General features: G+C 67.1%; 21 protein-coding genes. 8 read left to right on the forward strand and 13 right to left on the reverse strand.

Going from position 1 to position 25530, the window contains the following annotated elements:
• Positions 1-188: 188 nt before the first annotated feature.
• Positions 189-1169, reverse strand: coding sequence for an RluA family pseudouridine synthase (locus AC1D29_RS02125; RefSeq protein ID WP_477894239.1), 981 nt, complete (start codon positions 1167-1169; stop codon positions 189-191).
• Positions 1170-1229: 60 nt separating this feature from the next.
• On the opposite strand from AC1D29_RS02125, the gene AC1D29_RS02130 reads away from it, so the two are divergent.
• Entirely contained in the window at positions 1230-2045 is an 816-nt protein-coding gene (locus tag AC1D29_RS02130) for an outer membrane protein assembly factor BamD (RefSeq protein WP_477894240.1), read from the forward strand.
• 2 nt (positions 2046-2047) lie between these two features.
• On the opposite strand, the gene AC1D29_RS02135 is transcribed toward AC1D29_RS02130, so the two are convergent.
• Together AC1D29_RS02135 and AC1D29_RS02140 are read right to left on the reverse strand one after the other, a co-directional pair.
• Positions 2048-3988, reverse strand: a complete 1941-nt coding sequence (locus AC1D29_RS02135; RefSeq protein ID WP_477894407.1) for an ATP-dependent DNA helicase — start codon at positions 3986-3988, stop codon at positions 2048-2050.
• Positions 3989-4103: 115 nt separating this feature from the next.
• Complete coding sequence (locus AC1D29_RS02140) at positions 4104-4307, reverse strand: YdcH family protein (protein WP_477894241.1); 204 nt, start codon at positions 4305-4307, stop codon at positions 4104-4106.
• 62 nt (positions 4308-4369) lie between these two features.
• Here AC1D29_RS02140 and AC1D29_RS02145 point away from each other — a divergent pair, with 62 nt between their 5' ends.
• On the forward strand, positions 4370-5140 hold the full coding sequence (locus AC1D29_RS02145; protein WP_477894242.1) for a PP2C family protein-serine/threonine phosphatase: 771 nt from the start codon (positions 4370-4372) through the stop codon (positions 5138-5140).
• On the opposite strand, the gene AC1D29_RS02150 is transcribed toward AC1D29_RS02145, so the two are convergent.
• The 5 genes from AC1D29_RS02150 to AC1D29_RS02170 all read right to left on the reverse strand — a co-directional run bounded on the left by AC1D29_RS02150 (position 5141) and on the right by AC1D29_RS02170 (position 12553).
• Positions 5141-5737 (reverse strand): hypothetical protein, encoded by a 597-nt coding sequence (locus AC1D29_RS02150; RefSeq protein WP_477894243.1) that lies wholly within the window; start codon positions 5735-5737, stop codon positions 5141-5143. It abuts the gene before it with no gap.
• A gap of 1 nt (position 5738) precedes the next feature.
• Entirely contained in the window at positions 5739-6839 is a 1101-nt protein-coding gene (zapE, locus tag AC1D29_RS02155; protein WP_477894244.1) for a cell division protein ZapE, read from the reverse strand.
• A 65-nt stretch (positions 6840-6904) separates the two neighbouring features.
• Positions 6905-8326 (reverse strand): dihydrolipoyl dehydrogenase, encoded by a 1422-nt coding sequence (gene lpdA, locus AC1D29_RS02160; RefSeq protein ID WP_477894245.1) that lies wholly within the window; start codon positions 8324-8326, stop codon positions 6905-6907.
• An 18-nt stretch (positions 8327-8344) separates the two neighbouring features.
• The gene (gene odhB / locus AC1D29_RS02165; protein ID WP_477894246.1) at positions 8345-9607 is read right to left on the reverse strand and encodes a 2-oxoglutarate dehydrogenase complex dihydrolipoyllysine-residue succinyltransferase; all 1263 of its coding nucleotides are present in this window, start codon (positions 9605-9607) and stop codon (positions 8345-8347) included.
• A 90-nt stretch (positions 9608-9697) separates the two neighbouring features.
• A complete protein-coding gene (locus AC1D29_RS02170; RefSeq protein WP_477894247.1) occupies positions 9698-12553 on the reverse strand; it encodes a 2-oxoglutarate dehydrogenase E1 component in 2856 nt (951 codons plus the stop codon).
• Between the two features lie 295 nt (positions 12554-12848).
• On the opposite strand from AC1D29_RS02170, the gene AC1D29_RS02175 reads away from it, so the two are divergent.
• The 5 genes from AC1D29_RS02175 (at position 12849) to AC1D29_RS02195 (ending at position 17831) form a co-directional block, all read left to right on the forward strand.
• Positions 12849-13691: a 2OG-Fe(II) oxygenase family protein gene (locus AC1D29_RS02175; RefSeq protein WP_477894248.1), complete on the forward strand. Its 843-nt coding sequence runs from the start codon at positions 12849-12851 to the stop codon at positions 13689-13691.
• Positions 13688-13972, forward strand: a complete 285-nt coding sequence (locus tag AC1D29_RS02180; RefSeq protein ID WP_477894408.1) for a hypothetical protein — start codon at positions 13688-13690, stop codon at positions 13970-13972. Before AC1D29_RS02175 ends, AC1D29_RS02180 begins: the two co-directional genes overlap by 4 nt.
• A gap of 70 nt (positions 13973-14042) precedes the next feature.
• On the forward strand, positions 14043-15611 hold the full coding sequence (locus AC1D29_RS02185; protein WP_477894249.1) for an ABC transporter substrate-binding protein: 1569 nt from the start codon (positions 14043-14045) through the stop codon (positions 15609-15611).
• A complete protein-coding gene (locus tag AC1D29_RS02190) occupies positions 15608-17173 on the forward strand; it encodes an ABC transporter substrate-binding protein (protein WP_477894250.1) in 1566 nt (521 codons plus the stop codon). The genes AC1D29_RS02185 and AC1D29_RS02190 overlap by 4 nt, the downstream gene beginning before the upstream one ends.
• Before the next feature lie 7 nt (positions 17174-17180).
• On the forward strand, positions 17181-17831 hold the full coding sequence (locus tag AC1D29_RS02195) for a trimeric intracellular cation channel family protein (protein WP_477894251.1): 651 nt from the start codon (positions 17181-17183) through the stop codon (positions 17829-17831).
• Positions 17832-17935: 104 nt separating this feature from the next.
• Here AC1D29_RS02195 and AC1D29_RS02200 read toward each other — a convergent pair whose 3' ends face one another.
• The 5 genes from AC1D29_RS02200 to AC1D29_RS02220 all read right to left on the reverse strand — a co-directional run bounded on the left by AC1D29_RS02200 (position 17936) and on the right by AC1D29_RS02220 (position 24534).
• A complete protein-coding gene (locus AC1D29_RS02200; protein WP_477894252.1) occupies positions 17936-19696 on the reverse strand; it encodes a beta-1,3-glucanase family protein in 1761 nt (586 codons plus the stop codon).
• A 323-nt stretch (positions 19697-20019) separates the two neighbouring features.
• A complete protein-coding gene (locus AC1D29_RS02205; protein WP_477894253.1) occupies positions 20020-20973 on the reverse strand; it encodes an NAD(P)H-dependent flavin oxidoreductase in 954 nt (317 codons plus the stop codon).
• A 13-nt stretch (positions 20974-20986) separates the two neighbouring features.
• Positions 20987-22774, reverse strand: a complete 1788-nt coding sequence (locus tag AC1D29_RS02210; RefSeq protein ID WP_477894254.1) for an acyl-CoA dehydrogenase — start codon at positions 22772-22774, stop codon at positions 20987-20989.
• A 78-nt stretch (positions 22775-22852) separates the two neighbouring features.
• Positions 22853-23785, reverse strand: a complete 933-nt coding sequence (locus AC1D29_RS02215) for an electron transfer flavoprotein subunit alpha/FixB family protein (protein ID WP_477894255.1) — start codon at positions 23783-23785, stop codon at positions 22853-22855.
• Positions 23785-24534 (reverse strand): electron transfer flavoprotein subunit beta/FixA family protein, encoded by a 750-nt coding sequence (locus AC1D29_RS02220; protein WP_477894256.1) that lies wholly within the window; start codon positions 24532-24534, stop codon positions 23785-23787. The genes AC1D29_RS02215 and AC1D29_RS02220 overlap by 1 nt, the downstream gene beginning before the upstream one ends.
• Before the next feature lie 172 nt (positions 24535-24706).
• On the opposite strand from AC1D29_RS02220, the gene murI reads away from it, so the two are divergent.
• Entirely contained in the window at positions 24707-25507 is an 801-nt protein-coding gene (murI, locus tag AC1D29_RS02225) for a glutamate racemase (RefSeq protein ID WP_477894257.1), read from the forward strand.
• The last annotated feature ends 23 nt before the right edge of the window (positions 25508-25530 follow it).

A 25530-nucleotide genomic window follows, 5' to 3' on the forward strand; every position in this document is an offset into this window, starting at 1 on the left:
CTCGTCAGGCGGCTGGGGTGGGTCTTGCACCGGGCGCGGTGCCGGCCGTCTAAGCGGCCGGTCGCACCAGCGGGGTGGTTGACGGCTTCCGGGGTGGACTGCAATCCGGCGGCGGGGCTACCGGGTCCGCATCTCATGACGCTGGGCACGGCGCTCAGGCGCGACAACCGAAGTGCATTGTAGCCATGTCAGGCGGGCAGCTCATCGGCGCCGATCTGGCTCCAGGCCAAAGCCATGTCGGCGGGCAGCGGCGCGGTCAGCACCAGGGCCTCGCCCGAGATCGGATGCGTGAAGCCCAGGCGCGCCGCGTGCAAGGCCTGGCGGGCCAGGCCCAGCGCGGGCGCGCCGCCGTAGAGGGTGTCGGCCAGCAACGGATGGCCGCGGTGCATCAGGTGCACGCGGATCTGGTGCGTGCGGCCGCTGTGCAGCACGCAGTGCACGGCGCTGATCGGCCGCCCCTGTACCTCACCCACGCCGAGCGGATAGACGTCCGTGCGCGCCGGCTTGCCGAGATTGGCGGGCGCGACGGCCATCTTCACGCGCGACACCGGGTCGCGGCGCATCGCCTGCTCGACGATGAAAGCGTCCTCGATGCGGCCCCAGGCCAGCGCCAGGTACTCGCGATGCACCTCGCGCGCGGCGATCTGGCGCACCAGGGCCGTGACCGCCTCCAGCGTCTTGCCGACCACCATCACGCCGCTGGTGTCCTTGTCCAGCCGGTGCACGATGCCGGCGCGCGGCAAGCCGGCAGCCGCCGGGTGATGGGCCAGCAGGCCGTTCATCAGCGTGCCGGACCAGTTCCCAGCGGCAGGGTGCACGACCAGGCCGGCCGGCTTGTTGACGACCAGCAGGTGCTCGTCCTCGAAGACGAAGTCCAGCGCCATCGCCTCGGCGCGGAAGGCGCGGCTCTCGTCGGTGGGCTGCAGTTCGATGACGATGCGCTGGCCCGCGCGCAGCTTGTGCGCGGCCTTGTCCAGCGGCTTGCCGTCGGCGATCACGCAGCCGCGCTCGATCAGCGACTGCAGGTGGTTGCGCGAGAACTCCGGCGCCAGGCGCGTCAGCCAGCGGTCCAGCCGTTCACCATGGCCGGCGGCGTCGACGTCGGCCGTGCGCCGTTCGGCCTCACTGCCCTCCTCGGCCTCCTGCTCGAAATCGTCCTGACCCCCCACCCTATACTCCGCGTCCATTGTTCAGTGTGACCGGCCGGCAGCTAAGCCCCGACTTCAGACATGTTTGTTGAGAAATTCAAGGCCGCCCGCGTCGTCGCCGGCACTGTCCTGATGGCGTTCGCGCTTGGCTTGAGCGGCTGCGGCTCCACCGCCAAGGAGGACCCCAACTCCCAGCAGGCGCTGGACAAATTGTATGCAGACGCCAAGGACGACCTGAACTCCGGCAGTTACGACCGGGCGATCAAGTCGCTGGAGAAGATCGAAGGCCGCGCCGCCGGCACGACGATGGGCCAGCAGGCCACGCTGGACCTGGCCTGGGCCTACTACCGCACGGCCGAGCGCGCCCAGTCCATCGCCACGCTGGACCGCTTCATCAAGCTCAACCCGTCCAGCCCGGCGCTGGACTACGCGCTGTACATGAAGGGCATCGTCAACTTCAACGAGGACCTGGGCCTGTTCGGCCGCCTGGCCAACCAGGACGTCGCCGAGCGCGACCAGCAGGCCTCGCGCGAGGCGCTGCTGGCGTTCCGCCAGCTGGTCGAGCAGTTCCCCGACTCCAAGTACGCCGCCGAGGCGACGACGCGGATCAACTTCATCACCAACACGCTGGCGGCCTACGAGATCCACGTCGCCCGCTACTACTTCAACCGCAAGGCCTATGTGGCCGCGGCCAACCGCGCGCAGTCAGCCGTGGCCGAGTTCCAGTACGCACCGGGCATCGAGGAAGCGCTGTACATCATGGGCGAGAGCTATGACCAGCTCGGCCTGACCCAGCTGCGCGACGACGCGCGCCGCGTGCTGGACAAGAACTTCCCCGACAGTGCCTACGCCAGTGGCGGCGCCAAGCGCAAGAAGCGCTGGTGGCAGTTGTGGTGAGTTCAGTGCGCGGCTGACAGCGCCGTCAGCCAGGCCAGCGCTTCGGCCTCGTTGGCCACCGCCGTCATCGGCGGTAGTGCCGCGCGCAGCCGGCGACCGTAGTTCATGCCCGCCATGCGCGGGTCGCACACCACCAGCAGGCCGCGGTCGGTCTCGGTGCGGATCAGCCGGCCGGCGCCCTGCTTCAGCGCGATGGCCGCCTCGGCGACGAAATACTCCGAGAACGCATTGCGCCCCTGCGCCTCCAGCCGCTGCACGCGCGCTTCCACGAGCGGGTCATTGGGCGGCGGAAAGGGCAGCTTGTCGATCAGCACGCATTGCAGCGCGTCGCCGGGCACGTCGATGCCCTCCCAGAAGCTGGCCGAGCCGACCAGCACCGACGCCGGGTTGTCGATGAAGCGCTGCAGCAACAAGCGCTTCGGCAGAGCGCCCTGCTGCAGCACGGCGATCGCGTCGCCGCCTTCCTCGAAACGCTCGCGCAGCGCATCGGACACGGTCTGCAGGTTGCGCAGCGTGGTCGTCAGCACGAAGGTGCGGCCGCCCAGCGCCCGCGCCAGGCGTGAGGCCAGCAGCGCGACGCTGGCCGGGTGGCTGGGCTCGCTGGGCTTGGGGAAGCCGCGCGGCACGTAAAGGCGCGCATGGGCCGGGTAGTCGAACGGGCTGCCCACGCGCAACACCTCGGCCTCGGTCAGGCCGGCGGGTTCGGTGAACCAGGTCAGACCCTCGTCGTCGCCCAGCGTGGCGGACGTGAACACCCAGGCCTTGGGCGGGCCGGCCAGCTGCTGCTGCATCGCGTCGCGGATGTCCAACGGCGACTCCACGAGGCGGGCCGAATGCGGGCTGATGTCGATCCAGCGAACGTCGCCGGGGTCAGGCTCCGCCGCGAAGGCCTTGGCCAGCTCGCGCAACTCCTGGGCGCGTTCACACAAGCGAGCAAAGTCGGGTGCGGCCTCGCGCACGGCGGTCAGCGCTTCCAGCGCCTGGGCGCAGGCCTGCTCGACGCCGGCCAGCGCCGTGGCAAAGGCCGGCTGGGTCGCACGTTCGCGCCAGCCGAGCTTGAGCGTGCCGCGCAGCTCGCGCCCGGCCGTGGCCAGCGGCCCGGCGGCGGCCAGGCGCAGCTCGCGCGCGGCCTTCTCGACACCGGCATGCAGGCCTTGCCAGTCATGCGCGCCGCGCGCATGGGCCAGGCCCTGGGCCAGCACATCACGCGCGAAATCGATCAGCGACGCCGTGCCGAGCAATGTGCCGAGGAATTGCACGCCGGCCTCGGCCAGCTGGTGGGCCTCGTCGAAGATGGCGATCTCGACGCTGGGCAGCAGCTCGGCCACGCCGGTGTCGCGCAGCGTCACGTCGGCAAAGAACAGGTGGTGGTTGACGACCACGACGTCCGCCTCCATCGCCTCGCGTCGTGCCTTGACGACGTAGCAGCTCTTCCAGTCCGGGCACTCCTGGCCCAGGCAGTTCTCGCGGCTGGAGCTGACGATGGGGATGATGGGCGAGCGCTCGTCCAGCCCGTCGATCTCGGCGAAGTCCCCCGTCGTCGTGCCCAGCGCCCAGCGCTCGATGCGTGCCAGCGACAGCGCCGTGCGACGGTCCGGGAACTCGCCGGACACGCGCGCCTCTTTCATGCGATGCAGGCACAGGTAGCTGCTGCGGCCCTTCAGCAGCGCCAGCCGCACGGGCATCTGCAGCGCCTTGGTCAGGCGCGGCAGGTCGCGCAGGAAGAGCTGGTCCTGCAGGCTTTTCGTCGCCGTGCTGATCAGCGCCCGGCTGCCGGCCAAGAGCGCGGGCACCAGATAGGCGAAGGTCTTGCCGACACCCGTGCCGGCCTCGACGACCAGCGCCTGGCGCCGCGCCAGCGCCCGGGCCACGGCACGGCTCATCTGCAGCTGCGGCTCGCGCGGCTTGTACCCCGGGTCCAGCCGCGCCAGCGGGCCGTCCATGTCGAAGGCGGCGACGACCGCCTGTTCCAGCTCATCAACGGCAGGCGGCGCCAGCGGTGTTGCACCGTCCAGCGCGTCCAGCCAGTCGTCGAGGTCTTGATCGGGCGAGGCCGACTCAGGCGAGGTCATCGGGCTCGACAGTGGCCTCAAGCCGGGCAATCATGTCGCGCAGCGCCAGGCGGCGCTTCTTGAGCCGCTGCAGTGCCAACTCGTCCACAGGTGCCTGTTCGACCAAGCGGTCGATCATCGCGTCCAGGTCGGCATGCTCCATGCGCAACTCGATGAGCCGCCGCGGCAACGAGTGAAGTTGTTCATCCATCCGAGGGTTTATGGGTCAGGTTGCGGCGGGGCGTAAGCTCACTGGCCAGTATAGTTTTCAGCATGCCCTCACCCACCGCCGTCGGATTCCGACTCACCGCCGCCACCGGCACCCATCGCGGGGACCGGGCCTACCAGCAGGACCAGGTGGCCGTCATCGCTCACCCTCGCATCGAGGGCTGCGTGATGGGCATCGTGGCCGACGGTATGGGCGGCAAGAGCGGCGGCCGCAAGGCGGCCGACCAGGTCATCCTGACCGCCCAGCAGCTGTTCGAGCGCTATTCCCCCGGGGACGAATCACCGGCCGAGTTGCTCGGCCAGATCACGTCCGAGGCGCACCTGATGATCAAGCTGACGGCCATCTCCGCCGAGGAAGAGCCGCACAGCACCATCGCCGGTTTCGTCGTCACCAGCGACCGATGCGTGCACTGGATCCACTCCGGCGACTCGCGCATCTACTGGTTCCGCGGCGCGCGGCTGGTCAAGCGCTCCATGGACCATTCCTACGTGCAGCGCCTCGTCGACGAGGGCCAGCTGACCGAGGCCGAGGCCAGCTCGCATCCGCAGAGCAACCTGCTGACGGCCTGCCTGGGCACCGTGCAGGACCCGACGTCGACGTCCGAGCGCTTCGAGGGCCTGGAGGTGGGCGACACGCTGATGTCGTGCAGCGACGGCCTGTGGCATTACTTCACCGCCCAGGAGCTGGGCAGCGTGCTGTACAGCCTGCCGCCCCGCGAGGCGGCCGAGCTGCTGGTCAGCAAGGCGCGCCAGCGCGCGCGCGGGGGCGGCGACAACCTGTCCATCGCCATCGTCAAGCTCGAAAACCTCGACTGACTACTTGGGCGCAGACGACGCGGACGCGCCCGGCAAGGGCAAGGGCGCGGCCGCCGGCTTGCTGCGATTCTTCTGCCGGGCCTCGTGTTCAGCCACGCGCTGCTGCTGGCGTTGCAGACGCTGCTGCGCCTGCTCGCGGCGCTTGCCGGCCTCGACCTCCGCCTTGCCAACCGCCTCGCGGCGCTCCCGCTCGGCCTGCTGCGGGCTGCGGGCCTTGGCGGCATGGGACGCGGGCGCGCTGGGCTGGGGCACAGGTGCGGCGGTCAGCAGGCGTTCGCGGCGCTGGCCCTCGTCCTGAGCCACCGCGAGTTCACGCTCGCGCACCCGCTGCGCCTGGGCGGCGGCGCGGGCGCGGCGCTCTTCGGTGGCCAGTTCATGCTCGCGTTTGACGAGCGGGGCCAGCGCTTCCTGGCGGCGCTGGCGCAATTCTTCCAGGCAGGGGTTGACGGCGAACCGCTGCTCGCACTCGACCTTCTCGCGCGCAAAGCGCTGCTCCACCGCGACGCGCTGGGCGGCGACTTCGGCGCGCGTAGCCGCCTGGTCCAAGGGTGTGGAGGCGGCCGCCGCGGCAGCGAGCAGGATCAACAAGGCGGTCATGTCAGGTCAGCGAGGTGTCGACTTCGCGGCGGGCCAGCGCAAGGTACTCCGCGGAGCGCATCTCCTGCAAGCGCGACACGGTGCGCGGGAATTCATGCGCCAGCGGCCCATCGGTGTAGAGCTGCTCCGCCGGCACCGCGGCCGAGATGATGAGCTTGACGCGGCGGTCGTAGAGCACGTCCACCAACCAGGTGAAACGGCGCGCCTCGCTGGCCAGGCGCACGGGCATCTCGGGCACGTCGGACAGGATGACGGTGTGGAACTGGCTGGCCAGTTCCAGGTAGTCGTTCTGCGAACGCGGGCCGCCGCACAGCGTCTGGAAGTCGAACCAGACAACGCCACCGGCGCGCCGCCTTGCCAGCAGCGCACGGTGCTCGATCATCAGCTTGCGGTCCTCGTCCTTGGCTTCAGACAGCGCCTCGAAGGCCTTGGTCAACGCCGCTTCATTGGCATCGTTCAGCGGCGTCAGATAGAGGTTCATGTCCTCCAGCGTGCGCCGCCGGTAGTCGGTGCCGGCGTCGACGTTGATCACCTCGAGATTGGCCTTCAGCAGCTCGATGGCCGGCAGGATGCGGTCGCGGTGCAGGCCGTTGGGATACAGCTCGTCCGGGTGAAAGTTGGACGTCGTGACGATGGACACGCGGTTGCGGAACAGCGCGTCCAGCAGCCGGTGCAGGATCATCGCGTCGGTCACGTCAGCGACGTGGAACTCGTCGAAGCAGATCAGACGGAACTTGCGCGCGATGCGCTTGCCGAGCTCCTCCAGCGGGTCGGCGATGCCCTTGAGCTCCTGCAGCTCGCGGTGCACCTCGCGCATGAACTCGTGGAAGTGCAGCCGCGTCTTGCGTTGCAACGGCACGGCCTGAAAGAAGCAGTCCATCAGGAAGCTCTTGCCCCGGCCCACGCCGCCATACATGTAGACGCCGCGCGGGATGGGCGGGCGCACGAGCAGCTTGGTGACGGCGTTGGCGCGGCGCGCCTTGTAGCTGGCCCATTCGTCCTGGCAGCGTTGCAGGGCTTCGATGGCGCGCAGCTGTGCCGCGTCGGCGGTGAAGCCACGCTCGGTGAGGATCTGCTGGTAGAGGTCGCTAACGGACGTCATTCAGGGAGGTCATCGCAAAAAAAGGGGCGACTGTCTGGCCGCCCCTTTGGTTTCGCTGCGTGCGATCAGAAGTTCAGCGTGCGCTTGTCGACGGCCAGGGCCGCTTCCTTCGTCGCCTCGGACAGCGACGGATGCGCGTGGCAGATGCGCGCGATGTCCTCGGCCGAGGCCTTGAACTCCATCGCGACGACCGCCTCGGAGATCAGCTCGGATGCGAACGGGCCAATGATGTGCACGCCCAGGATCTCGTCGGTGGTGGCGTCAGCCAGGAACTTGACGAAGCCCGTCGTGTCGCCCAGCGCCCGGGCGCGGCCGTTGGCCAGGAACGGGAACTGGCCGGCCTTGTAGGCCACGCCCTCGGCCTTGAGTTGCTGCTCGGTCTTGCCGACCCAGGCGATCTCCGGGCTGGTGTAGATGACCCAGGGGATGGTGTTGAAGTTGACGTGGCCGTGCTGGCCGGCCATGCGCTCGGCGACGGCAACGCCCTCTTCCTCGGCCTTGTGCGCCAGCATGGGGCCGCGCACGACGTCGCCAATGGCCCAGACGCCGGGCAGGTTGGTCTTGCAGTCGTCATCGACGACGATGGCGCCGCGCTCGTCCAGCTTCAGGCCCACGGCATCGGCACCCAGGCCGATGGTGTTCGGCACGCGGCCGATGGAGACGATGAGCTTGTCGACGTCCAGCGTCTTGGCCTCGCCCTTGGCGTCGGTGTAGGCGACGCTGACACCCTTCTTGCCCGACTTCACCTCGCCGACCTTCACGCCGAGCTGGATGTCCAGGCCCTGCTTCTTGAAGACCTTGGCGGCTTCCTTGGCGACGGACTCGTCCACGGCGCCGAGGAAGGCCGGCAGGCCTTCCAGCACGGTGACTTCGGCACCCAGGCGGCGCCAGACCGAGCCCATCTCCAGGCCGATGACGCCGGCGCCGATCAGGCCCAGTTTCTTGGGCGTGGCGCCGACGCGCAGCGCGCCGTCGTTGGACAGGATCAACTCTTCGTCGAACGGCACACCGGGCAGCGCGCGGGCGTTGGAGCCGGTGGCGATGATGACCTGCTTGGTAGCGATGGTCTCATCGCCGGCCTTGAGCTCATAACCGCCGTCCTTCGCAGCCACGAAGGATCCCCGGCCGTGGAAGAACGTGACCTTGTTCTTCTTGAACAGGTAAACGATGCCGTCGTTGTTCTGCTTCACGACCTGCTCCTTGCGGGCCAGCATCTTGGCGACGTCGATCTTGACGTTGTCGGCCGTGATGCCGTGGTCGGCGAAGTGGTGGTTCAGGTGCTCGTAGTGCTCGCTGGACTGCAGCAGTGCCTTGGACGGGATGCAGCCGACGTTGGTGCAGGTGCCGCCGAGGGCCGGGCCACCCTTGTCGTTCTTCCATTCGTCGATGCAGGCCACGTTCATGCCCAGCTGGGCCGCGCGGATGGCCGCGATGTAGCCGCCGGGGCCGCCGCCGATGACGACGGCGTCGAATTGCTTGGTGCTCATGCTGATCGTTCCTTGGTCTTAGATGTCGAACAGCAGACGCGCCGGGTCTTCCAGCGCTTCCTTCATGGTCACCAGGCCCAGCACGGCTTCGCGGCCGTCGATGATGCGGTGGTCATAGGACATGGCGAGGTAGTTGATCGGGCGCACGACGACCTGGCCGTTCTCGACCACCGCGCGGTCCTTGGTCGCATGCACGCCCAGGATGGCCGACTGCGGCGGATTGATGATGGGCGTGGACAGCATGGAGCCGAAGGTGCCGCCGTTGGAGATGGAGAAGGTGCCGCCGGTCAGGTCGTCGATGGACAGCTTGCCGTCCTTGGCCTTCTGGCCGAACTCGGCGATCTTCTTCTCGATGTCGGCGAAGCTCATCTGGTCGACATTGCGCAGCACCGGCACGACGAGGCCACGCGGCGAGCCGACGGCGATGCCGATGTCGAAGTAGCCGTGGTAGACGATGTCATTGCCATCGACCGACGCATTGATGATGGGGTACTTCTTCAGCGCCGCGACGGCTGCCTTGACGAAGAAGCTCATGAAGCCGAGCTTGACGCCGTGTTCCTTCTCGAACTTCTCCTGGAACTTCTTGCGCATCTCCATGACCGGGGCCATGTTGACCTCATTGAAGGTGGTCAGGATGGCATTGGTCGACTGCGACTGCACCAGGCGCTCGGCGATGCGGGCGCGCAGGCGGGTCATGGGCACGCGCTGCTCGGGGCGGTCACCAAGGTTGGGCTGAACCGGTGCAGCCACGGCCGGCAGCGGCTTGGCCACGGCGGGCGAGGCGGGCACGACCAGCGGTGCGGCCACAGCGGCGGGCTTGGCGGCGGCGCCGAGGGCGTCGCCCTTGGTCACGCGGCCATCCTTGCCGGAACCGGCGACGTCGGTCGCAGCCAAGCCCTTCTCGGCCAGGATCTTGGCGGCGGCCGGCATGGCCACGTCGCCCTTGTTGCCGCCGGTGGCGGCAGCAGCGGCGGCGGGCGCGGGCGCGGCGGGGGCCGCAGCAGGTGCGGCAGCCGCAGGCGCTGCAGCACCGGCCTTGCCTTCGCTGTCGATCTTGGCCAGCAGTTGCTGGCTGGTGACGGTGCTGCCGTCAGCGACCAGGATTTCGGCCAGCACGCCGGACGCGGGTGCCGGCACTTCGAGCACGACCTTGTCGGTCTCGATCTCGACGAGGGTCTCGTCGATGGTGACGGCTTCGCCGGGCTTCTTCTTCCAGGTCAGCAGCGTGCCCTCGGAAACGGATTCGGAGAATTGGGGAACTTGGACGTCAACGATGGCCATGGTGGGAGGCTCCGTGTCTTCTATTTGGGTGTGTGGGTCGCAGGCGCGAGCGAGCGCAGCACCAAGGAACTGGCGCTGCGCTGAACGGTCTTATTTGGTGAGGATGAAGCCCTTGAGCTTGGCGAACGCCTGATCCAGCAGCGCCTTCTGCTGCTCCTGGTGCAGGTGCGCGTAGCCGCAGGCCGGGCTGGCGCTGGCCGGGCGGCCGGCGTAGCCGAGCTTCTGGCCTTCGCTCATGTTCTCGTGCACGTAGTGCTGCACGAAGAACCACGCGCCCTGGTTCTGCGGTTCGTCCTGGCACCAGACGATGTCGGTCGCGTTCGGGTACTTCTTCAGTTCCGCCGCGAAGGCCTTGTGCGGGAAGGGGTAGAGCTGCTCGACGCGGATGATGGCCGCATCGGCGGACTTCTTCTCAGCGCGGGCCCGCACCAGGTCGTAATAGACCTTGCCCGAGCAGACGATGACGCGCTTGACCTTCTCGGCGTTCAGCGTCGTGTCCTGCTCACCGATGACGGTCTTGAACTCGCCCTTGGTGAAGTCGGTCAGCGGCGAGGTCGCGTCCTTGGCGCGCAGCAGGCTCTTGGGCGTCATGATGACCAGCGGCTTGCGGAACATGCGCAGCATCTGGCGGCGCAGCACATGGAAGATCTGCGCGGCGTTGGTCGGCTGCACGATCTGCATGTTGTTGTCCGCGGCCAGCTGCATGAAGCGCTCCAGGCGAGCCGAGCTGTGCTCGGGGCCCTGGCCTTCGTAGCCGTGCGGCAGCATCATCGTCAGGCCGTTGGAGCGGCCCCACTTCACTTCGCCCGACGCGATGAACTGGTCGATGACGACCTGCGCGCCGTTGACGAAGTCGCCGAACTGCGCCTCCCAGATCGTCAGCGTGTTGGGCTCCGCGGCGGCGTAGCCGTACTCGAAGCCCAGCACCGCTTCTTCCGACAGGATGGAGTCGATGACGGTGAACGGCGCCTGGCCTTCTGCGACGTTCTGCAGCGGGATGTAGGTGCCGGCGTCCCAGTTGGAGCGGTTCTGGTCGTGCATGACCGCGTGGCGGTGCGTGAACGTGCCGCGGCCGCTGTCCTCACCGGACAGGCGCACCGGGTAGCCCGACGCCACCAGCGACGCGAAGGCCATGGACTCGCCCATGCCCCAGTCGATGTTGACCTCGCCCCGGCCCATCGCGGCGCGGTCGCCGTAGAGCTTTTGCACCAGGTTGTGGGCGGCGAAGTCCTTGGGAATGGTCGTCAGCTTCTCGGCCAGACGCTTCCACTCGGCCACGGGGATGGCGGTGTCGCAGCTGTCGGTCCACTTCTTGCCCAGGAAGGGCGACCAGTCGGTGGCGAACTTGCTCTTGAAGTTGGTCAGCACCGGGTCGACGGTGTGGCGGCCTTCGTCCATGGCGGCGCGGTAAGCCTTGACCATGTCGTCGGGGCCTTCGGCCGGCAGCACGTTCTGCGCCACCAGCTTGTCGCCATAGACCTTGCGCGTGCCCGGGTGGGCCGCGATCTTCTTGTACATCAGCGGCTGGGTCAGGGCCGGCGTGTCCTGCTCGTTGTGGCCCAGCTTGCGGAAGCAGACGATGTCCAGGACCACGTCCTTCTTGAACTCGGCGCGGTAGTCCATGCACAGCTGCGTGGCCCACACGACGGCTTCGGGGTCATCGCCGTTCACGTGCAGCACCGGCGCCTCGATCATCTTGACGACGTCGGAGCAATACCAGGTGGAGCGCAGGTCGCGCGGGTCGCTGGTCGTGAAGCCGATCTGGTTGTTGATGACGATGTGGACCGTGCCGCCGGTGCGGTAGCCACGGGTCTGGGCCATCGCCAGCGTCTCCTGCACGACGCCCTGGCCACCGAAGGCCGCGTCACCGTGCACCAGCACCGGCAGCACTTGGGCGCCTACGGTGTCGCCGCGGCGGTCCTGGCGGGCGCGCACGCTGCCTTCGACGACCGGGTTGACGATTTCCAGGTGGGACGGGTTGAAAGCCAGGCTCAGATGCACCGGGCCGCCGGACGTGGACACGTCCGAGCTGAAGCCCTGGTGGTACTTCACGTCGCCGGCCGGCAGGTCTTCGGCAGCCTTGTGCTCGAACTCGGCGAACAGGTCGGCGGGCATCTTGCCCAGCGTGTTGACCAGCACGTTCAGGCGGCCGCGGTGAGCCATGCCGATGACGATTTCCTGCACGCCGGTTTCGCCGCCGCGCTGGATCAGCTCGTCCATCGCTGCGATGAAGCTCTCGCCGCCTTCCAGCGAGAAGCGCTTCTGGCCGACGTATTTGGTGTGGAGGTAGCGCTCCAGGCCTTCGGCCGCGGTCAGGCGGTCGAGGATGTGCTTCTTCTCATCGGCCGTGAAGGACGGCTTGCCGCGCGCCTTCTCCAGCCGCTCCTGCCACCAGCGCTTTTCGCCGGGGTCGGAGCCATGCATGAACTCGGAGCCGATGGAGCCGCAGTAGGTCTCGCGCAGCGCCTGCACGATCTGGCGCAGCGTCATCGTCTCGCCACCGAAGTAGCTGTTCACGGCGCTGAACGAGATGTCCATGTCGGACTCGGTCAGGTCGTAGAACGCGGGGTCGAGCTCGGGAATCTTGGGGCGCTCGGCGCGCTTGAGGGGGTCCAGCTCGGCCCAGCGGTTGCCCAGGAAGCGGTAGGCCGCAATCAGCGACTGCACGTGCACCTGCTTGCGGGCGACGGCCAGGTCGGCGCTGGAGGCCTTGTTGGCGAAGGCGTTGGCCTTGGCGCGCTGGGCAAAGGATTCGACCACCGGCGCGTGGGCCACGTCGCGGGCCTCGCTGCCGTCGACCGCCGGGACATGCTGCAGCGCGTCGAAATAGGCGCGCCAGTTGTCCGGGACGGAACCGGGGTTGTCGAGGTAGGCCTCGTACATCTCCTCCACATACGGCGCGTTTCCGCCGAACAGGTAGGAGTTGGACCTGTATTGCTGCATCATCTTTCGCTCACCTCATACCCCGGCTTCCAGGGAGTTGGCTGGTTGAAGAACCTTCCGCGACACGGCTCGACCGGTTGGCGGATTGCGACCCACCTTCGCTGTTGCCAGCAAAAGGGACGGGAAGGATTAAAAGTATCAGGGGACGGACTCTAGCACCGCGGGTTTGCCCGACAAGGTCGCCGGGGTGCCACAAAGTTCACGCACTGGCATGCCGCAAAGTTGACTGACTCGTAAACTTGCGGCCACGCCAGCCCCGCGATTGAATGGCTGCGTCAAGGGACATTCAGGAGATCCCATGCAAGTTCAAGTGGTCGACTACCGCGCACCCGATGCGGCCGAAAAGTTCACCCGCTCCCTGCACGAGACCGGCTTCGGCGTGCTGACCAACCACCCGATCCGCCAGGCGCTGGTCGAGAAGATCTACGCCGACTGGCTGGCCTTCTTCAACAGCGAGGCCAAGCATGGATTCGCGTTCTCCAAGGAGACCCAGGATGGTTATTTCTCCACCGCGATCTCCGAAACCGCGAAGGGCTCCACCCAGAAGGACATCAAGGAATACTTCCACGTCTACCCCTGGGGCCGCATCCCGGAGCAGCTGAAGGCAGACGCCCTCACCTACTACCGCGAAGCCAACGCGCTGGCCGAGGAGCTGCTGGGCTGGGTCGAGAAATACACGCCGCCGGAGATTGCCGCGAAGTACCGCGAGCCGCTGTCGAACATGATCCAGGGCAGCAGCAAGACGCTGCTGCGCGTGCTGCGCTACCCGCCGCTGACGGGCGACGAGCCGGCGGGCTCCATCCGCGCCGCGGCGCATGGCGACATCAACCTGCTGACCATCCTGCCCGCCGCCAACGAGCCGGGCCTGCAGGTGCTGGGCACCGATGGCGCCTGGCATGACGTGCCTTGCGATTTCGGCACGCTGACAATCAACATCGGCGACATGCTGCAGGAAGCGTCGGAAGGCTATTACCCGTCCACGCAGCACCGCGTCGTCAACCCGACCGGCGAGGGCGCGAAGAAGAGCCGCGTGTCGCTGCCGCTGTTCCTGCATCCGCGCGACAACGTCGTGCTGAGCGACCGCTACACGGCGGACAGCTACCTGAACGAGCGCCTGCGCGAGTTGGGCGTGAAGACCTGAACCGGATCATCGCGATCCACCCCGAGGCGCCGCCCAAGCCGGCGCTCGGGGAACCGTGCAACGGCTGCGGCGTCTGCTGCCTGGCCGAACCCTGCCCACTGGGCGTCATGCTGAGCCGGCGCCTCAAAGGTGCGTGCGTCGCACTGCGCTGGGACGGCGCACGCTATGTGTGCGGCGCGCTGACGGCGCAACCGAGCGGGCTGCGGGGCTGGCTGGTGCGACGCTGGATCGCCGCGGGCGCCGGTTGCGATTGCTCACTCGAAGTTGCGGGCAAGCCCTAGCCGGACCACCCTCAGTCGCGGCTAGTATTTTTGACTTCTGCCGTCCCGCAATCTCGACCGAGGAAGCCGCATGAAATCCCTGCTCCGACTCCTGCCACTGCTGGCCGCGCTGACGCTGGGTGCGGCGACAGCCGCCCCGCTGCGCTGGGCCGCCCAGAACGACATCCTGACGCTGGACCCGCACTCGCAGGACCACAACACGTCCAACGCCATCGGCACCCACATCTACGAGGGCCTGACCCGGCTGGGCAAGAACTACCGCCCCGAGCCGTCCCTGGCCACCAAGTGGACGTACACCTCGCAGACTCAGGTGCGCTTCGAACTGCGCAAGGGCGTCAAGTTCCACGACGGCTCACCGTTCACGGCGGACGACGTGGTGTTCAGCTTCGGCCGCATCACGCAGCCGCAGGGCACCAAGCAGACCTATGTGTCGGGCATCAAGGAAGTCAAGAAGATCGACGACCACACCGTCGACCTGCTGCTGGAAGCGCCGACGCCGATGCTGCTGCAGAACATCATCAGCTTCCCCATCATGAGCAAGGTCTGGTCGACCAAGAACAACACGACCAACACGCAGGACTACAAGGCCAAGGAGGAGAACTACGCCTCGCGCAACGCCAACGGCACCGGGCCCTACAAACTGGTCAGCTGGCAGCCGGACCAGGCTGTCAAGATGGTCGCCAACCCCGACTGGTGGGACAAGAACCCGGGCAACGTGACCGAGCTGAGCTACCTGCCGATCAAGAGTGCACCGACGCGCGTGGCGGCGCTGCTGTCCGGCGACGTGGACATCGTCACCGACCTGCCGCCGCAGGACTTCTTCAAGCTCAAGGAAGAAGGCAAGGTCAAGCTGCTGGAGGGCGCGGAGATCCGCACGGTGTTCTTCGTCATGGACCAGGGCAGCGACGAGCTGCGCGAGTCCAGCTTGAAGGGCAAGAACCCGTTCAAGGACAGAAAAGTGCGCGAGGCCATGAACCTGGCGCTGGACCGCGAAGCCCTCAAGCGCAGCATCATGCGCGGACTGTCGGTGCCGGCGGCGCTGATGGTGCCGCCCGGCGTCAACGGCTATGACGCCACGCTGGACGCGCCCATCAAGCCCGACCTCGACAAGGCCCGCAAGCTGCTGGCCGAGGCCGGCTACCCGCAGGGCTTCGAGGTGCCGCTGCACTGCCCCAACAACCGCTACGTCAACGACGAGCAGGTCTGCCAGGCGGCGGTGTCGATGTGGGCCAAGATCGGCGTCAAGGTGCGCCTGATCGCCGCGCCCTTCTCCACGCACAGCCAGACCTTCCAGCGCGGTGAATCACCCTTCTACATGCTGGGCTGGGGCGTGTCGACGTATGACGCGCTGTACGCGATGCAGGCCTGGGGCCACACGCGCACGCAGGGCGCCGACGGCAACTTCAACTTCGGCAAGGTCAGTGACGCGACTCTGGACGGCCTGATCCAGAAGATCAAGTTCGAACCCGATGTGCCCAAGCGCAATGCGCTCATCAAGGAGGCGCTGCTGCGCATCCGCGATGAGTCGCTGTTCGTGCCCATCCATCACCAGATCCGCCCCTGGGCGATGAAGCCGGCCGTGGACACCATCCACCGCTCCAACGACTATTTCGAAGCCCGCTACACCACCGTCAAATGAAGAAACTCATCCCCTTCGCCGCGGCGCTGCTGCTGACGTCCGGCCTCGCCACCGCCAACACCTTGCGCTGGGCCGCGCAGAACGACATCCAGACACTGGACCCGCACTCGCAGAACCACTCCGCGACGACGACGATCTCGGGCTATGTCTACGAGAGCCTGACGCGCTACACGGAGAAGTTCGACGTCGAGCCCGCGCTGGCCGCCAAGTGGACCTACGTGACACCGACGCAAGTGCGCTTCGACCTGCGCAAGGGCGTCAAGTTCCATGACGGCACGCCGTTCACGGCCGATGACGTGATCTTCAGCCTGCAGCGCATCAAGCACCCGGCCAGCAACATGATCATCTATGCCTCCGGCGTCAAGGAGGTGAAGAAGATCGACGACACGACGGTGGACTTCATCCTCGACGGCCCCAACCCCGTGCTGATGCGCAACCTCACCTATGTGCGCATCATGAGCAAGGCCTGGGCGCTGAAGAACAAGGGCGAGAACCCGCAGGACTTCAAAGCCAAGGAGGACACCTACGCCTCGCGCAACGCGATGGGCACGGGGCCGTTCAAGATCGTCAGCTGGCAGCCCGACCAGAAGATCACCATGGTGGCCAACAAGGACTGGTGGGACAAGCCCAAGGGCAACATCGCCGAGGTGACCTACCTGCCGATCAAGTCCGACGCCACGCGCGTCGCGGCGCTGCTGTCGGGCGACCTGGACCTGCTGACCGACCTGCCGCCGCAGGACGTGGCCAAGCTCAAGGCCGACCCGCGGCTCAAGGTCATCGAGGGGCCGGAGAACCGCACCATCTTCTTCGCGCTGGACGTGGGCAGCGACGAGATCAAGGGCGCCAGCGTCAAGGGCAAAAACCCGTTCAAGGACCGCAAGGTGCGCGAGGCGCTGTCGCTGGCCATCGACCGCGAGGCCATCAAGCGCAGCCTGATGCGCGGCCTGTCGGTGCCGGCAGCCCTCATGGTGGCGCCGGTGGCCTATGGGTACTCGGCCGAGCTGGACAGCGTGGCCAAGCCCGACGTGGCGCGCGCCAAGCAGCTGATGACGGAGGCCGGCTACGCCGACGGCTTCGAGGTGCCGCTGGCCTGCCCCAACGACCGCTACGTCAACGACGAGGAGATCTGCCAGGCGGTGGTGTCGATGTGGGCGCGCATCGGCGTGAAGGCCAAGCTGACGACGCAGCCGATGACGCAGCACTCCGCGGCGCTGCAGCGCTATGAACTGCCGCTGTACATGTACGGCTGGGGCGTGACGACCTTCGACGCGCAGTACACGCTGCAGGACATCGTCCACACCAAGACCACCGGCGCCGACGGCAAGGGCAACTACTCGCGCGTCAGTGACGCGAAGGTCGATGCGCTGGTGCAGCAGATGAAGGTGGAGACCGACGTGCCCAAGCGCCTGGCGCTGATGCAGGAGGCACTCAAGCGCACGCGCGACGAGTTCCTGTTCATCCCCATCCACCACCAGGTACGGCCCTGGGCGATGAAGGCCGGCGTGACCATCCCGCACTCGGCCAACGACGCGCCGCAAGCGCGCTGGGCCACTGTGAAATAGCGCAAGGGTGAAGCCGCCCGTCATCAACTTCTCGACGATCCAGTCCGTCGTCGAGATCACCGCCACGGTGGCCTTCGCGCTGTCCGGCCTGCTGGCCGGCGCGCGCAAGCAGCTGGACGTCGTCGGGCTTTGCATCGTCGCCGGCCTGTCGGCCTTTGGCGGCGGCACGCTGCGCGACGTGCTGCTGGACCGGCGGCCCTTCTTCTGGGTCGAGCACGCGGACTGGCTGTGGGCGCTGATGGCGCTGTCCTTCGCCGCGATGCTGTTCATGCGCCGGCGCCACCTCGCGCTGACGGAGAAGGCCATCCAGTGGCCCGACGCGTTGGGCCTGGGTCTGTTCACGGCCAACGGCGCGTTGATCGCGTTGGACATGGGCCAGCCGCCCATCGTCGCGGTGCTGATGGGCGTCATCACGGCCACCTTTGGCGGCGTGCTGCGCGACATCGTCTGCAACGAGATCCCGGCAGCCTTCCACGACCATCGGCCTTATGCGCTGTGCAGCTTCGTCGGCGGCTGGGTCTTGGTGGCGGCCGTGCACCTCAATGCACCGCAGTGGGCCGTCATCACCGCAGCATCGGCAACGGCGGTGCTGCTGCGCGGCCTGTCCCTGTGGACCGGGTGGACGCTGCCCGTCTGGCGGATCAACGCCAAGCGCTGAACGCCAGGCTTCTTTGGCAGCCTCTCGGCGCCGCACGCCAGTCCGGCAGACAAACGGAAAAGGCCCCGCACCGCGGGGCCTTTGTCATGGGTGGAGCCGTCGGCTTACCAGCCGATCGTGTACGTCACTGTCGTCGGCGCCGACGTGTGGATGGACGGGCTGAAGTCGCCCACGTCGTCATAGGCGAAGCCGTAGGCCTTCTTGGCGAGGCTGTGGTCGTGCCAGAACTTGGCGTACCAGTTGCCCAGCTGGCCCGCCGGGTAGTGCGCGGACTGCACGTACCAGTTGGCCGGCGACTCCATCACGTGGCGGTTCAGCGCAGCGCACACCTGGGCCTGGATCTGCAGCTGCGTGCCCGTGTTGGTCGGGTTGCCGCTGGCATCGGCCAGCAAGCCCGCGCCCAGCAGCACCATGGCGGTGTCGGGCTTGCCGTTGATGTAGAAGGTGCCGGCCGGCGAGCCACCGGTGAAGGTGAAGCGGTCGCCGCTGACGCGGCCGCGGAAGGTGCCCAGGTTTTGCAGCGTGAAGACGAGGTCTTCGTTGCGGTAGCGGGCCCAGACGGCGTCGATGTAGGGCTGCAGGTAGTTGGCGTTGGCCTGGCCGGGTTTGAAGGTGCCATGGGCCGGCGCCATGATGCGGTACGGTGAGTACGGCGACTGCGCCAGCGGCTTGAAGGGCGCCGGCACTTCGGCGATGAACTTGCTGAAGAGCTGGTCACGCGTCTCGGCCAGCGCCTCGCCCACCGTCTGGTCGAAGCCGCCACCGCCCTGCACGCGCAGCTTCAGCGGGAAGCCGAAGTGGTCGACGCGCGTCGTGTTGATGAAGATGCCCTGGTTGGCATGGCCGAGCGGCAGGATGGCCATCTCGCCGAAGTCGAAGTAAACGTCGATGTTGGGATCGGTCGGGTTCTCGATGTTGGCGCCGGCATAGCCGATGTTGCCGTTGCCATCGACGACGACCTTGATGTACATCGGCGAGCCCACCGACATCAGCACGCGGGCCGAGTCCAGCGCCGGGATGGTGATGGAGCGGGTGTTGCTGAGCTTGTGGAAGTAGTTGGTGTACGTGACACCGCCCTTGCTCAGCGCGCCGTTGTCGGCCGTGGACATGGGGATGAGGTTGCCCGCGGCGTCCACGCGCACGAACTTGCCGGTGGCCCAGTCCCTGCCGATGATGGCCCAGTAGACCTGATCGTCGGCCCAGCGGCCGGCCGTCTGGTTGACGATGTTGAACGTCGTGCGGCCGTTCCAGCTGGTGGAGCTGGTGCCGACGCGGTAGGACGACGTCAGGTCGTTGAAGCCGCGGTTCACGAGGTTGGGCTCATTGGCCGACAGCGCCAGCGAGCCGCCGCCGTGGTTGACGTCGTTGTACAGCGTGACCTGGTAGCCGGCCTGCACCTTGACGGACGACACGCGGTCGTTCCAGGCGGTGCCTATCCAGCTCGAGTCGGCGCTGGCGCAGAAACTGGCGCCGGTGTAGTTCACGTCGGCATAGAAGCAGACCGGGCCGGTGGCCGTGTCGCCGCCGACGGTGTATGTGAACTTGGGCGTGTCGTACGCCGGTGTGCCGTTGTTGTAGGTGAACCAGTAGCCGATGACATTGCCGGTCGCCACGGTGACCTTCTGCTCATAGCGGCCGTTGGCGGCCGTCATGCGGATGTTCTGCTGCGGGCCGTTGTTGACGGTGTAGTGGGCGTCGACCCAGGTGGTCGACACATTGGATTTGAACCAGAGGGTGGCGGTGGTGCCGCTGACCTCGACGCCTTGTGTGTAGTCCTGGGCCAGCGCCGGCGTGGTGCCCAGCAGGCCCAGGGCCAGCAACCAGCAGGCGCCGAGCAGGCGCATGCAACGCAAAACAAGATTCACCTTTGTCTCCTTTGCCCGCTCGTGAAGAGGTCGGCAGGTCGTTCAGGGGCCCAACGATTGATGAAAAGCGAGGCCGGTGTCTCGGCTGCGAAGGCCTACTGCGCTCCCCCGGCATGCAGCCGCTGCCGGGTCAGGCCGCCAATCGAAAGCAAACTGAAAGCGCTTTCAAATTTGCGTCGCATCCTCCTGGGAGAGGCAAGAAAGCGGTTTCATGGAAAACCCGTGCGAGACGTTTTCATGAGTCGCCGGCTTCTGGGACAGGAAACTCACAAAAGGAAACGGCCGCCTCGTGGGCGGCCGTCGACGGGCAGAGGCTCAGAGCCTCAGTTCAAAGCCAGGCGCTCCCGCGCCGCTTGGTACTCGCGCTTCAACCGCGCCACCAACTGCCCCGCAGGCAGCACCTCGCGCACGGCACCTATGCCTTGGCCGCTGCCCCAGATTTCCTTCCAGGCCTTGGCCGCACTGCCGCCGAAGTTCATCGCGCTCGGGTCGCTCTCGGGCAGGTTGTCCGGGTCCATGCCTGCCGCGACGATGGAGCCGCGCAGGTAGTTGCCGTGCACGCCGGTGAACAGGTTGCTGTAGACGATGTCGTCGCTGTTGCTGGCGACGATCATCTGCTTGTACTCGTCGCTGGCGCGTGCTTCTTCGGTCGCGATGAAGGCCGAGCCGATGTAGGCCAGGTCGGCGCCCATGGCCTGCGCGGCCAGGATGGCGTCACCCGTGCCCATGGAGCCCGACAGCGCCAGCGGGCCGTCGAACCACTCACGGATCTCGTGGACCAGTGCGAATGGGCTCTTCACGCCCGCATGGCCGCCCGCGCCGGCCGCCACGGCGATGAGGCCGTCGGCGCCCTTATCGATGGCCTTCTTCGCGAACTTGTTGTTGATGATGTCGTGCAGCACGATGCCACCCCAGGCATGCACGGCGTTGTTCACGTCCTCTCGCGCACCCAGGCTCGTGATGATGATGGGCACCTTGTACTTGGCGCACACCTGCATGTCGTGCTCCAGGCGCTCGTTGCTCTTGTGCACGATCTGGTTGATGGCGAACGGCGCGGCCGGCTTGTCCGGGTTGGCCTTGTTGTACGCCGCCAGCTCGGTCGTGATCTCGTTGAGCCACTCGTCGAGCAGCTCGGCCGGCCGGGCGTTCAACGCCGGCATGGAGCCGACGATGCCGGCCTTGCACTGCTCGATGACGAGCTTGGGGTTGCTGATGATGAACAGCGGCGAGCCGATGGCCGGCAGCGGCAAGTTCTTCAGGATTGCGGGCAATGCCAAGGGGATGTCTCCGTCAGAAAGCTTCGAGGCTGAGTTCGGTCACGCTGTCCGCGCCATCGACGATGGCCGAGCGCAGCGCCGCGGTGCGCGGCAGGATGTGTTCGGCATAGAAGCGCGCGGTCACGATCTTGGCGGTCATGAATTCCTTGTCAGTCGCCAAGGCGTCTTCCGCGGCCATCAGCGCGCGCGCGAGTTGCCAGCCAGCGACCAGGTTGCCCGCCAGCATCAGGTAGGGCACCGAGCCGGCGTAAGCCGCATTCGGGTTGGCCTTGGCCGAGCCGGCGATGAAATCGACGGCGGCGAGGAAGTCCTCGCGCGAGGCGCGCAGCGCCTTCAGCACCGACTTCGCGGCGGCGCTGTCGCGCTTGGCCAGTTCCCCTTCCGTCACCTCGATCTGCCCGGCCACGCCGCGGGCGAGTTGGCCGCCATCGCGCGTCGTCTTGCGGCCCACCAGGTCATTGGCCTGGATGGCCGTCGTGCCTTCGTAGATGGTCAGGATCTTGGCGTCGCGGTAGTACTGCGCCGCGCCGGTCTCCTCGATGAAGCCCATGCCGCCGTGCACCTGCACGCCCAGCGAAGTGACCTCCAGGCTCATCTCCGTGCTGTAGCCCTTCACCAGCGGCACCATGAAGTCGTAGAACGCCTGGTTCTGCTTGCGCGCGTCGGCATCGGGGTGATGGTGGGCCGCGTCGAATGCTGCGGCCGCCGTGCTCGCCATCGCGCGACAGCCCTCGGTCAGCGAGCGCATCGTCATCAGCATGCGGCGCACGTCGGGGTGATGAATGATGGCGGCGCTGCCGGCCACCGAGCCGTCCACGGGACGCGACTGCACGCGGTCTTTCGCGTAGGTCACGGCCTTCTGGTAGGCGCGGTCGGCGATGGCGATGCCCTGCAGGCCCACGCCGTAGCGAGCCGCGTTCATCATGATGAACATGTACTCCAGGCCGCGGTTCTCCTGGCCAATCAGCGTGCCGATCGCACCGCCGTGGTCACCGAACTGCAGCACGGCCGTCGGGCTGGCCTTGATGCCCATCTTGTGTTCGATGGACACGCAGTGTGCGTCATTGCGTGCGCCCAGGGAACCGTCCGCATTGACGAGGAACTTCGGCACCAGGAACAGGCTGATGCCCTTCACGCCCTCCGGCGCGCCGACCACGCGGGCCAGCACGAGGTGGACGATGTTCTCGGCCATGTCGTGCTCACCGTAGGTGATGAAGATCTTGGTGCCGAAGACTTTGTACGTCCCGTCGCCCTGCGGTTCGGCGCGCGTGCGCACCAGCGCCAGGTCCGAGCCGGCCTGCGGCTCGGTCAGGTTCATCGTGCCGGTCCACGAGCCGTCCAGCAGCTTGGGGATGTAGACCGAACGCTGCTCGTCGCTGCCCGCGGTCAGCAGCGCCTCGACGGCGCCGTCGGTCAGCAGCGGGCACAGCGCGAAGCTCATGTTGGCCGACTGCAGCATCTCGTTGCAGGCCGCCGCGATGGTCTTGGGCGCGCCCTGCCCGCCAAACTCGGTCGGGTGGACCAGGCCCTGCCAGCCGCCTTCGGCGTAGGCACGGAACGCCTGTTTGAATCCGGGCGTCGTCGTGACCACGCCGTCCTTCCAGGACGACGGGTTCTTGTCGCCCTCGAAGTTCAGCGGCGCGATGACGTCCTCGGTCAGCTTGGCGCACTCTTCAAGCACGGCGGCGGCGGTGTCCAGGCCGAAGTCGGCAAAGGCGGGGACTTGTTGCGTCAGCGATTCCAGCCCGGCGAGGTGCTGGATGTTGAAGAGCATGTCCTTGACGGGGGCTTGGTAACTCATTTGTTCCTCCTTGCGGAAACAAAAAGGGCGCCGCGACAGACGAAGTCGAGGCGCCCGAGGTGCGGTCGGCGCGCGGGTTTACAGCGCAGCGACGAGTTCCGGCACGGCCGTGAACAGGTCGGCTTCCAGGCCGTAGTCGGCCACCGAGAAGATCGGGGCTTCCGGGTCCTTGTTAATCGCGACGATGACCTTGGAGTCCTTCATGCCGGCCAAATGCTGGATCGCGCCGGAGATGCCGGCGGCGATGTACAGCTGCGGCGCGACGATCTTGCCGGTCTGGCCGACCTGCCAGTCGTTGGGCGCATAGCCCGCATCAACGGCGGCGCGCGAGGCACCCAGCGCCGCGCCCAGCTTGTCGGCCAGCGGCGTCAGCACTTCCATGAACTTGTCGTTCGAGCCCAGCGCACGACCACCCGACACGATGATCTTGGCGGCGGTCAGCTCGGGGCGGTCGCTCTTCGTCACCTCACGGCCGACGAAACTGCTCTTGCCGCTGTCAGCAGCGGCAGCCAGCGTCTCGACGGCGGCACTGCCACCGGTGGCGGCGGCTGGGTCGAAGCCGGTGGTGCGCACGGTCAGCACCTTGGTCGCATCGCCGCTCTGCACGGTGGCGATGGCGTTGCCGGCGTAGATGGGGCGCTCGAAGGTGTCGGCGCTGATGACCTTGGTCACGTCGCTCAGCTGGGCCACGTCCAGCAGCGCAGCCACGCGCGGCGCGACGTTCTTGCCCGAAGCGGTGGCGGGGAACAGCAGGTGGCTGTAGCCCGACGCCACGGCGATCACCTGGGCGGCGACGTTCTCGGCCAGGCCGTCGGCCAGCGCGGCGGAATCGGCGTGCAGCACCTTGGTGACGCCGGCGATCTGCGCGGCAGCCGCGGCAGCCGCAGCGGCGTTGTGGCCGGCGACCAGCACATGGACCTCACCACCGGTGGCAGCGGCAGCGGTGACGGTGTTCAGCGTGGCGCCCTTGATGTGGGCGTTGTCGTGTTCGGCAATAACCAGAGCAGTCATCAGATCACCTTCGCTTCGTTCTTCAGTTTGTTCACCAGGGCGGCCACATCGGCCACCTTCACGCCAGCGCCGCGCTTGGGCGGCTCGCTGACCTTGAGCGTCTTGATGCGCGGCGCCACGTCCACGCCGAGGTCGGCCGGCTTGACGATGTCGAGCTGCTTCTTCTTGGCCTTCATGATGTTGGGCAGCGTCACGTAGCGCGGCTCGTTCAGGCGCAGGTCCGTCGTCACGACGGCCGGCAGGCTCAGCGACACGGTCTCCAGGCCGCCGTCGACTTCGCGCGTCACGTTCAGCTTGTCGCCGGCCATCTCGACCTTGGACGCGAACGTGCCTTGCGGCATGCCGGTCAGCGCGGCCAGCATCTGGCCGGTCTGGTTGCAATCGTCATCGATGGCCTGCTTGCCAAGGATGACCAGTTGCGGCTGCTCCTTGTCCACCAGTGCCTTCAGCAGCTTGGCGACGGCCAGCGGCTGCAGCTCCTCGGATGTCTCCACGAGGATGGCGCGGTCCGCGCCGATGGCCATGGCGGTGCGCAGGGTTTCCTGGCACTGCGTGACGCCGCAGGACACGGCGATGACCTCGGTCACCACGCCCTTCTCCTTCAGACGCACGGCCTCTTCGACGGCAATCTCGTCGAAGGGGTTCATCGACATCTTCACATTGGCGATGTCGACGCCCGTGCCGTCGCTCTTGACGCGCACCTTGACGTTGTAGTCGACGACGCGTTTGACAGGAACCAAGACCTTCATCGGAAACTCCAGCTCGAATTGACGTAAACGTTAACCAGATTCTACGGGCGCTCCTCGAAGGAGCCGCGCTTAAAAAAGCACGATCGTTCGATTCTAGCCAGACGCCCGCCACCATCGGCAGAACTCTTTTTGGAGAGGCCTCTCGAATCGCGAAGCTAGACTGCTCGCGCTCATGCAGATTGACCCTTCCCAAGGCCGAGAAATCGGCGTGTTCGACTCCGGCGTTGGCGGCTTCACGGTACTGCGCGAGCTCCACGCGATGCTGCCCACCGCCCGGCTGCGCTACCTGGCCGACACCGCCTACGCCCCCTATGGCAACCGTACGCCCGAGGAGATCCGTGCGCGCAGCATGGCCATCTCCGAACACCTGATCGCCCAAGGCGCCGAACTGATCGTCGTGGCCTGCAACACGGCCACCGCGCACGCCATCGAGGCGCTGCGCGCGCGATGGCCCATCCTGCCCTTCGTCGGCACCGAACCGGGCATCAAGCCCGCCGTCGCCGCCACGCGCAATGGCCGCATCGGCCTGCTGGCCACGCCAGCGACGGCGGCGAGCGCGCGTCTGCGCGCCTTGATCGAGCGTCATGCGAACGGGCGGGAGGTCATCGTCCAGGGCTGCCCGGGCGTCGTCGACCGCATTGAGGCCGGCGATCTCGACAGCATGACGTTGCGGGCCCTCGTCGAGCGCCACTGCACGCCGCTGCGCGCGGCTGGTGTCGACACCGCTCTGCTGGGCTGCACGCACTACCCACTGATCGAACCACTGTGGCAGGCCGCGCTCGGCCCTGACGTGCAACTGCTGCGCATCGAGACCGCGGTGGCCCGCCGGACCGTGGATTTGTGGGTGCCAGGCCCCGAGTCGCCGGCGCTGCACATCGAAACCAGCGGCACCCCGGCCGTGCTGCAGGGCTGGATCACGCGCGTCATGGGCTGGCGCGAGGTGGATGTGCGGCACTGGTCAGCCGCCAGTTGAATTCGGCCCTCAAGTTGGCGGAG

The sequence above is a fragment of the Roseateles sp. P1_C6 genome, assembly GCF_056406315.1.

Coding starts and splice junctions, on each gene's coding strand:
- AC1D29_RS02130 (WP_477894240.1), top strand. CDS start 1,230: ATGTTTGTTGAGAAATTCAAGGCCGCCCGCGTCGTCGCCGGCACTGTC.
- AC1D29_RS02135 (WP_477894407.1), bottom strand. CDS start 3,988: ATGGACGGCCCGCTGGCGCGGCTGGACCCGGGGTACAAGCCGCGCGAG.
- AC1D29_RS02140 (WP_477894241.1), bottom strand. CDS start 4,307: ATGGATGAACAACTTCACTCGTTGCCGCGGCGGCTCATCGAGTTGCGC.
- AC1D29_RS02145 (WP_477894242.1), top strand. CDS start 4,370: ATGCCCTCACCCACCGCCGTCGGATTCCGACTCACCGCCGCCACCGGC.
- AC1D29_RS02150 (WP_477894243.1), bottom strand. CDS start 5,737: ATGACCGCCTTGTTGATCCTGCTCGCTGCCGCGGCGGCCGCCTCCACA.
- zapE (WP_477894244.1), bottom strand. CDS start 6,839: ATGACGTCCGTTAGCGACCTCTACCAGCAGATCCTCACCGAGCGTGGC.
- lpdA (WP_477894245.1), bottom strand. CDS start 8,326: ATGAGCACCAAGCAATTCGACGCCGTCGTCATCGGCGGCGGCCCCGGC.
- odhB (WP_477894246.1), bottom strand. CDS start 9,607: ATGGCCATCGTTGACGTCCAAGTTCCCCAATTCTCCGAATCCGTTTCC.
- AC1D29_RS02170 (WP_477894247.1), bottom strand. CDS start 12,553: ATGATGCAGCAATACAGGTCCAACTCCTACCTGTTCGGCGGAAACGCG.
- AC1D29_RS02175 (WP_477894248.1), top strand. CDS start 12,849: ATGCAAGTTCAAGTGGTCGACTACCGCGCACCCGATGCGGCCGAAAAG.
- AC1D29_RS02185 (WP_477894249.1), top strand. CDS start 14,043: ATGAAATCCCTGCTCCGACTCCTGCCACTGCTGGCCGCGCTGACGCTG.
- AC1D29_RS02190 (WP_477894250.1), top strand. CDS start 15,608: ATGAAGAAACTCATCCCCTTCGCCGCGGCGCTGCTGCTGACGTCCGGC.
- AC1D29_RS02210 (WP_477894254.1), bottom strand. CDS start 22,774: ATGAGTTACCAAGCCCCCGTCAAGGACATGCTCTTCAACATCCAGCAC.
- AC1D29_RS02215 (WP_477894255.1), bottom strand. CDS start 23,785: ATGACTGCTCTGGTTATTGCCGAACACGACAACGCCCACATCAAGGGC.
- AC1D29_RS02220 (WP_477894256.1), bottom strand. CDS start 24,534: ATGAAGGTCTTGGTTCCTGTCAAACGCGTCGTCGACTACAACGTCAAG.
- murI (WP_477894257.1), top strand. CDS start 24,707: ATGCAGATTGACCCTTCCCAAGGCCGAGAAATCGGCGTGTTCGACTCC.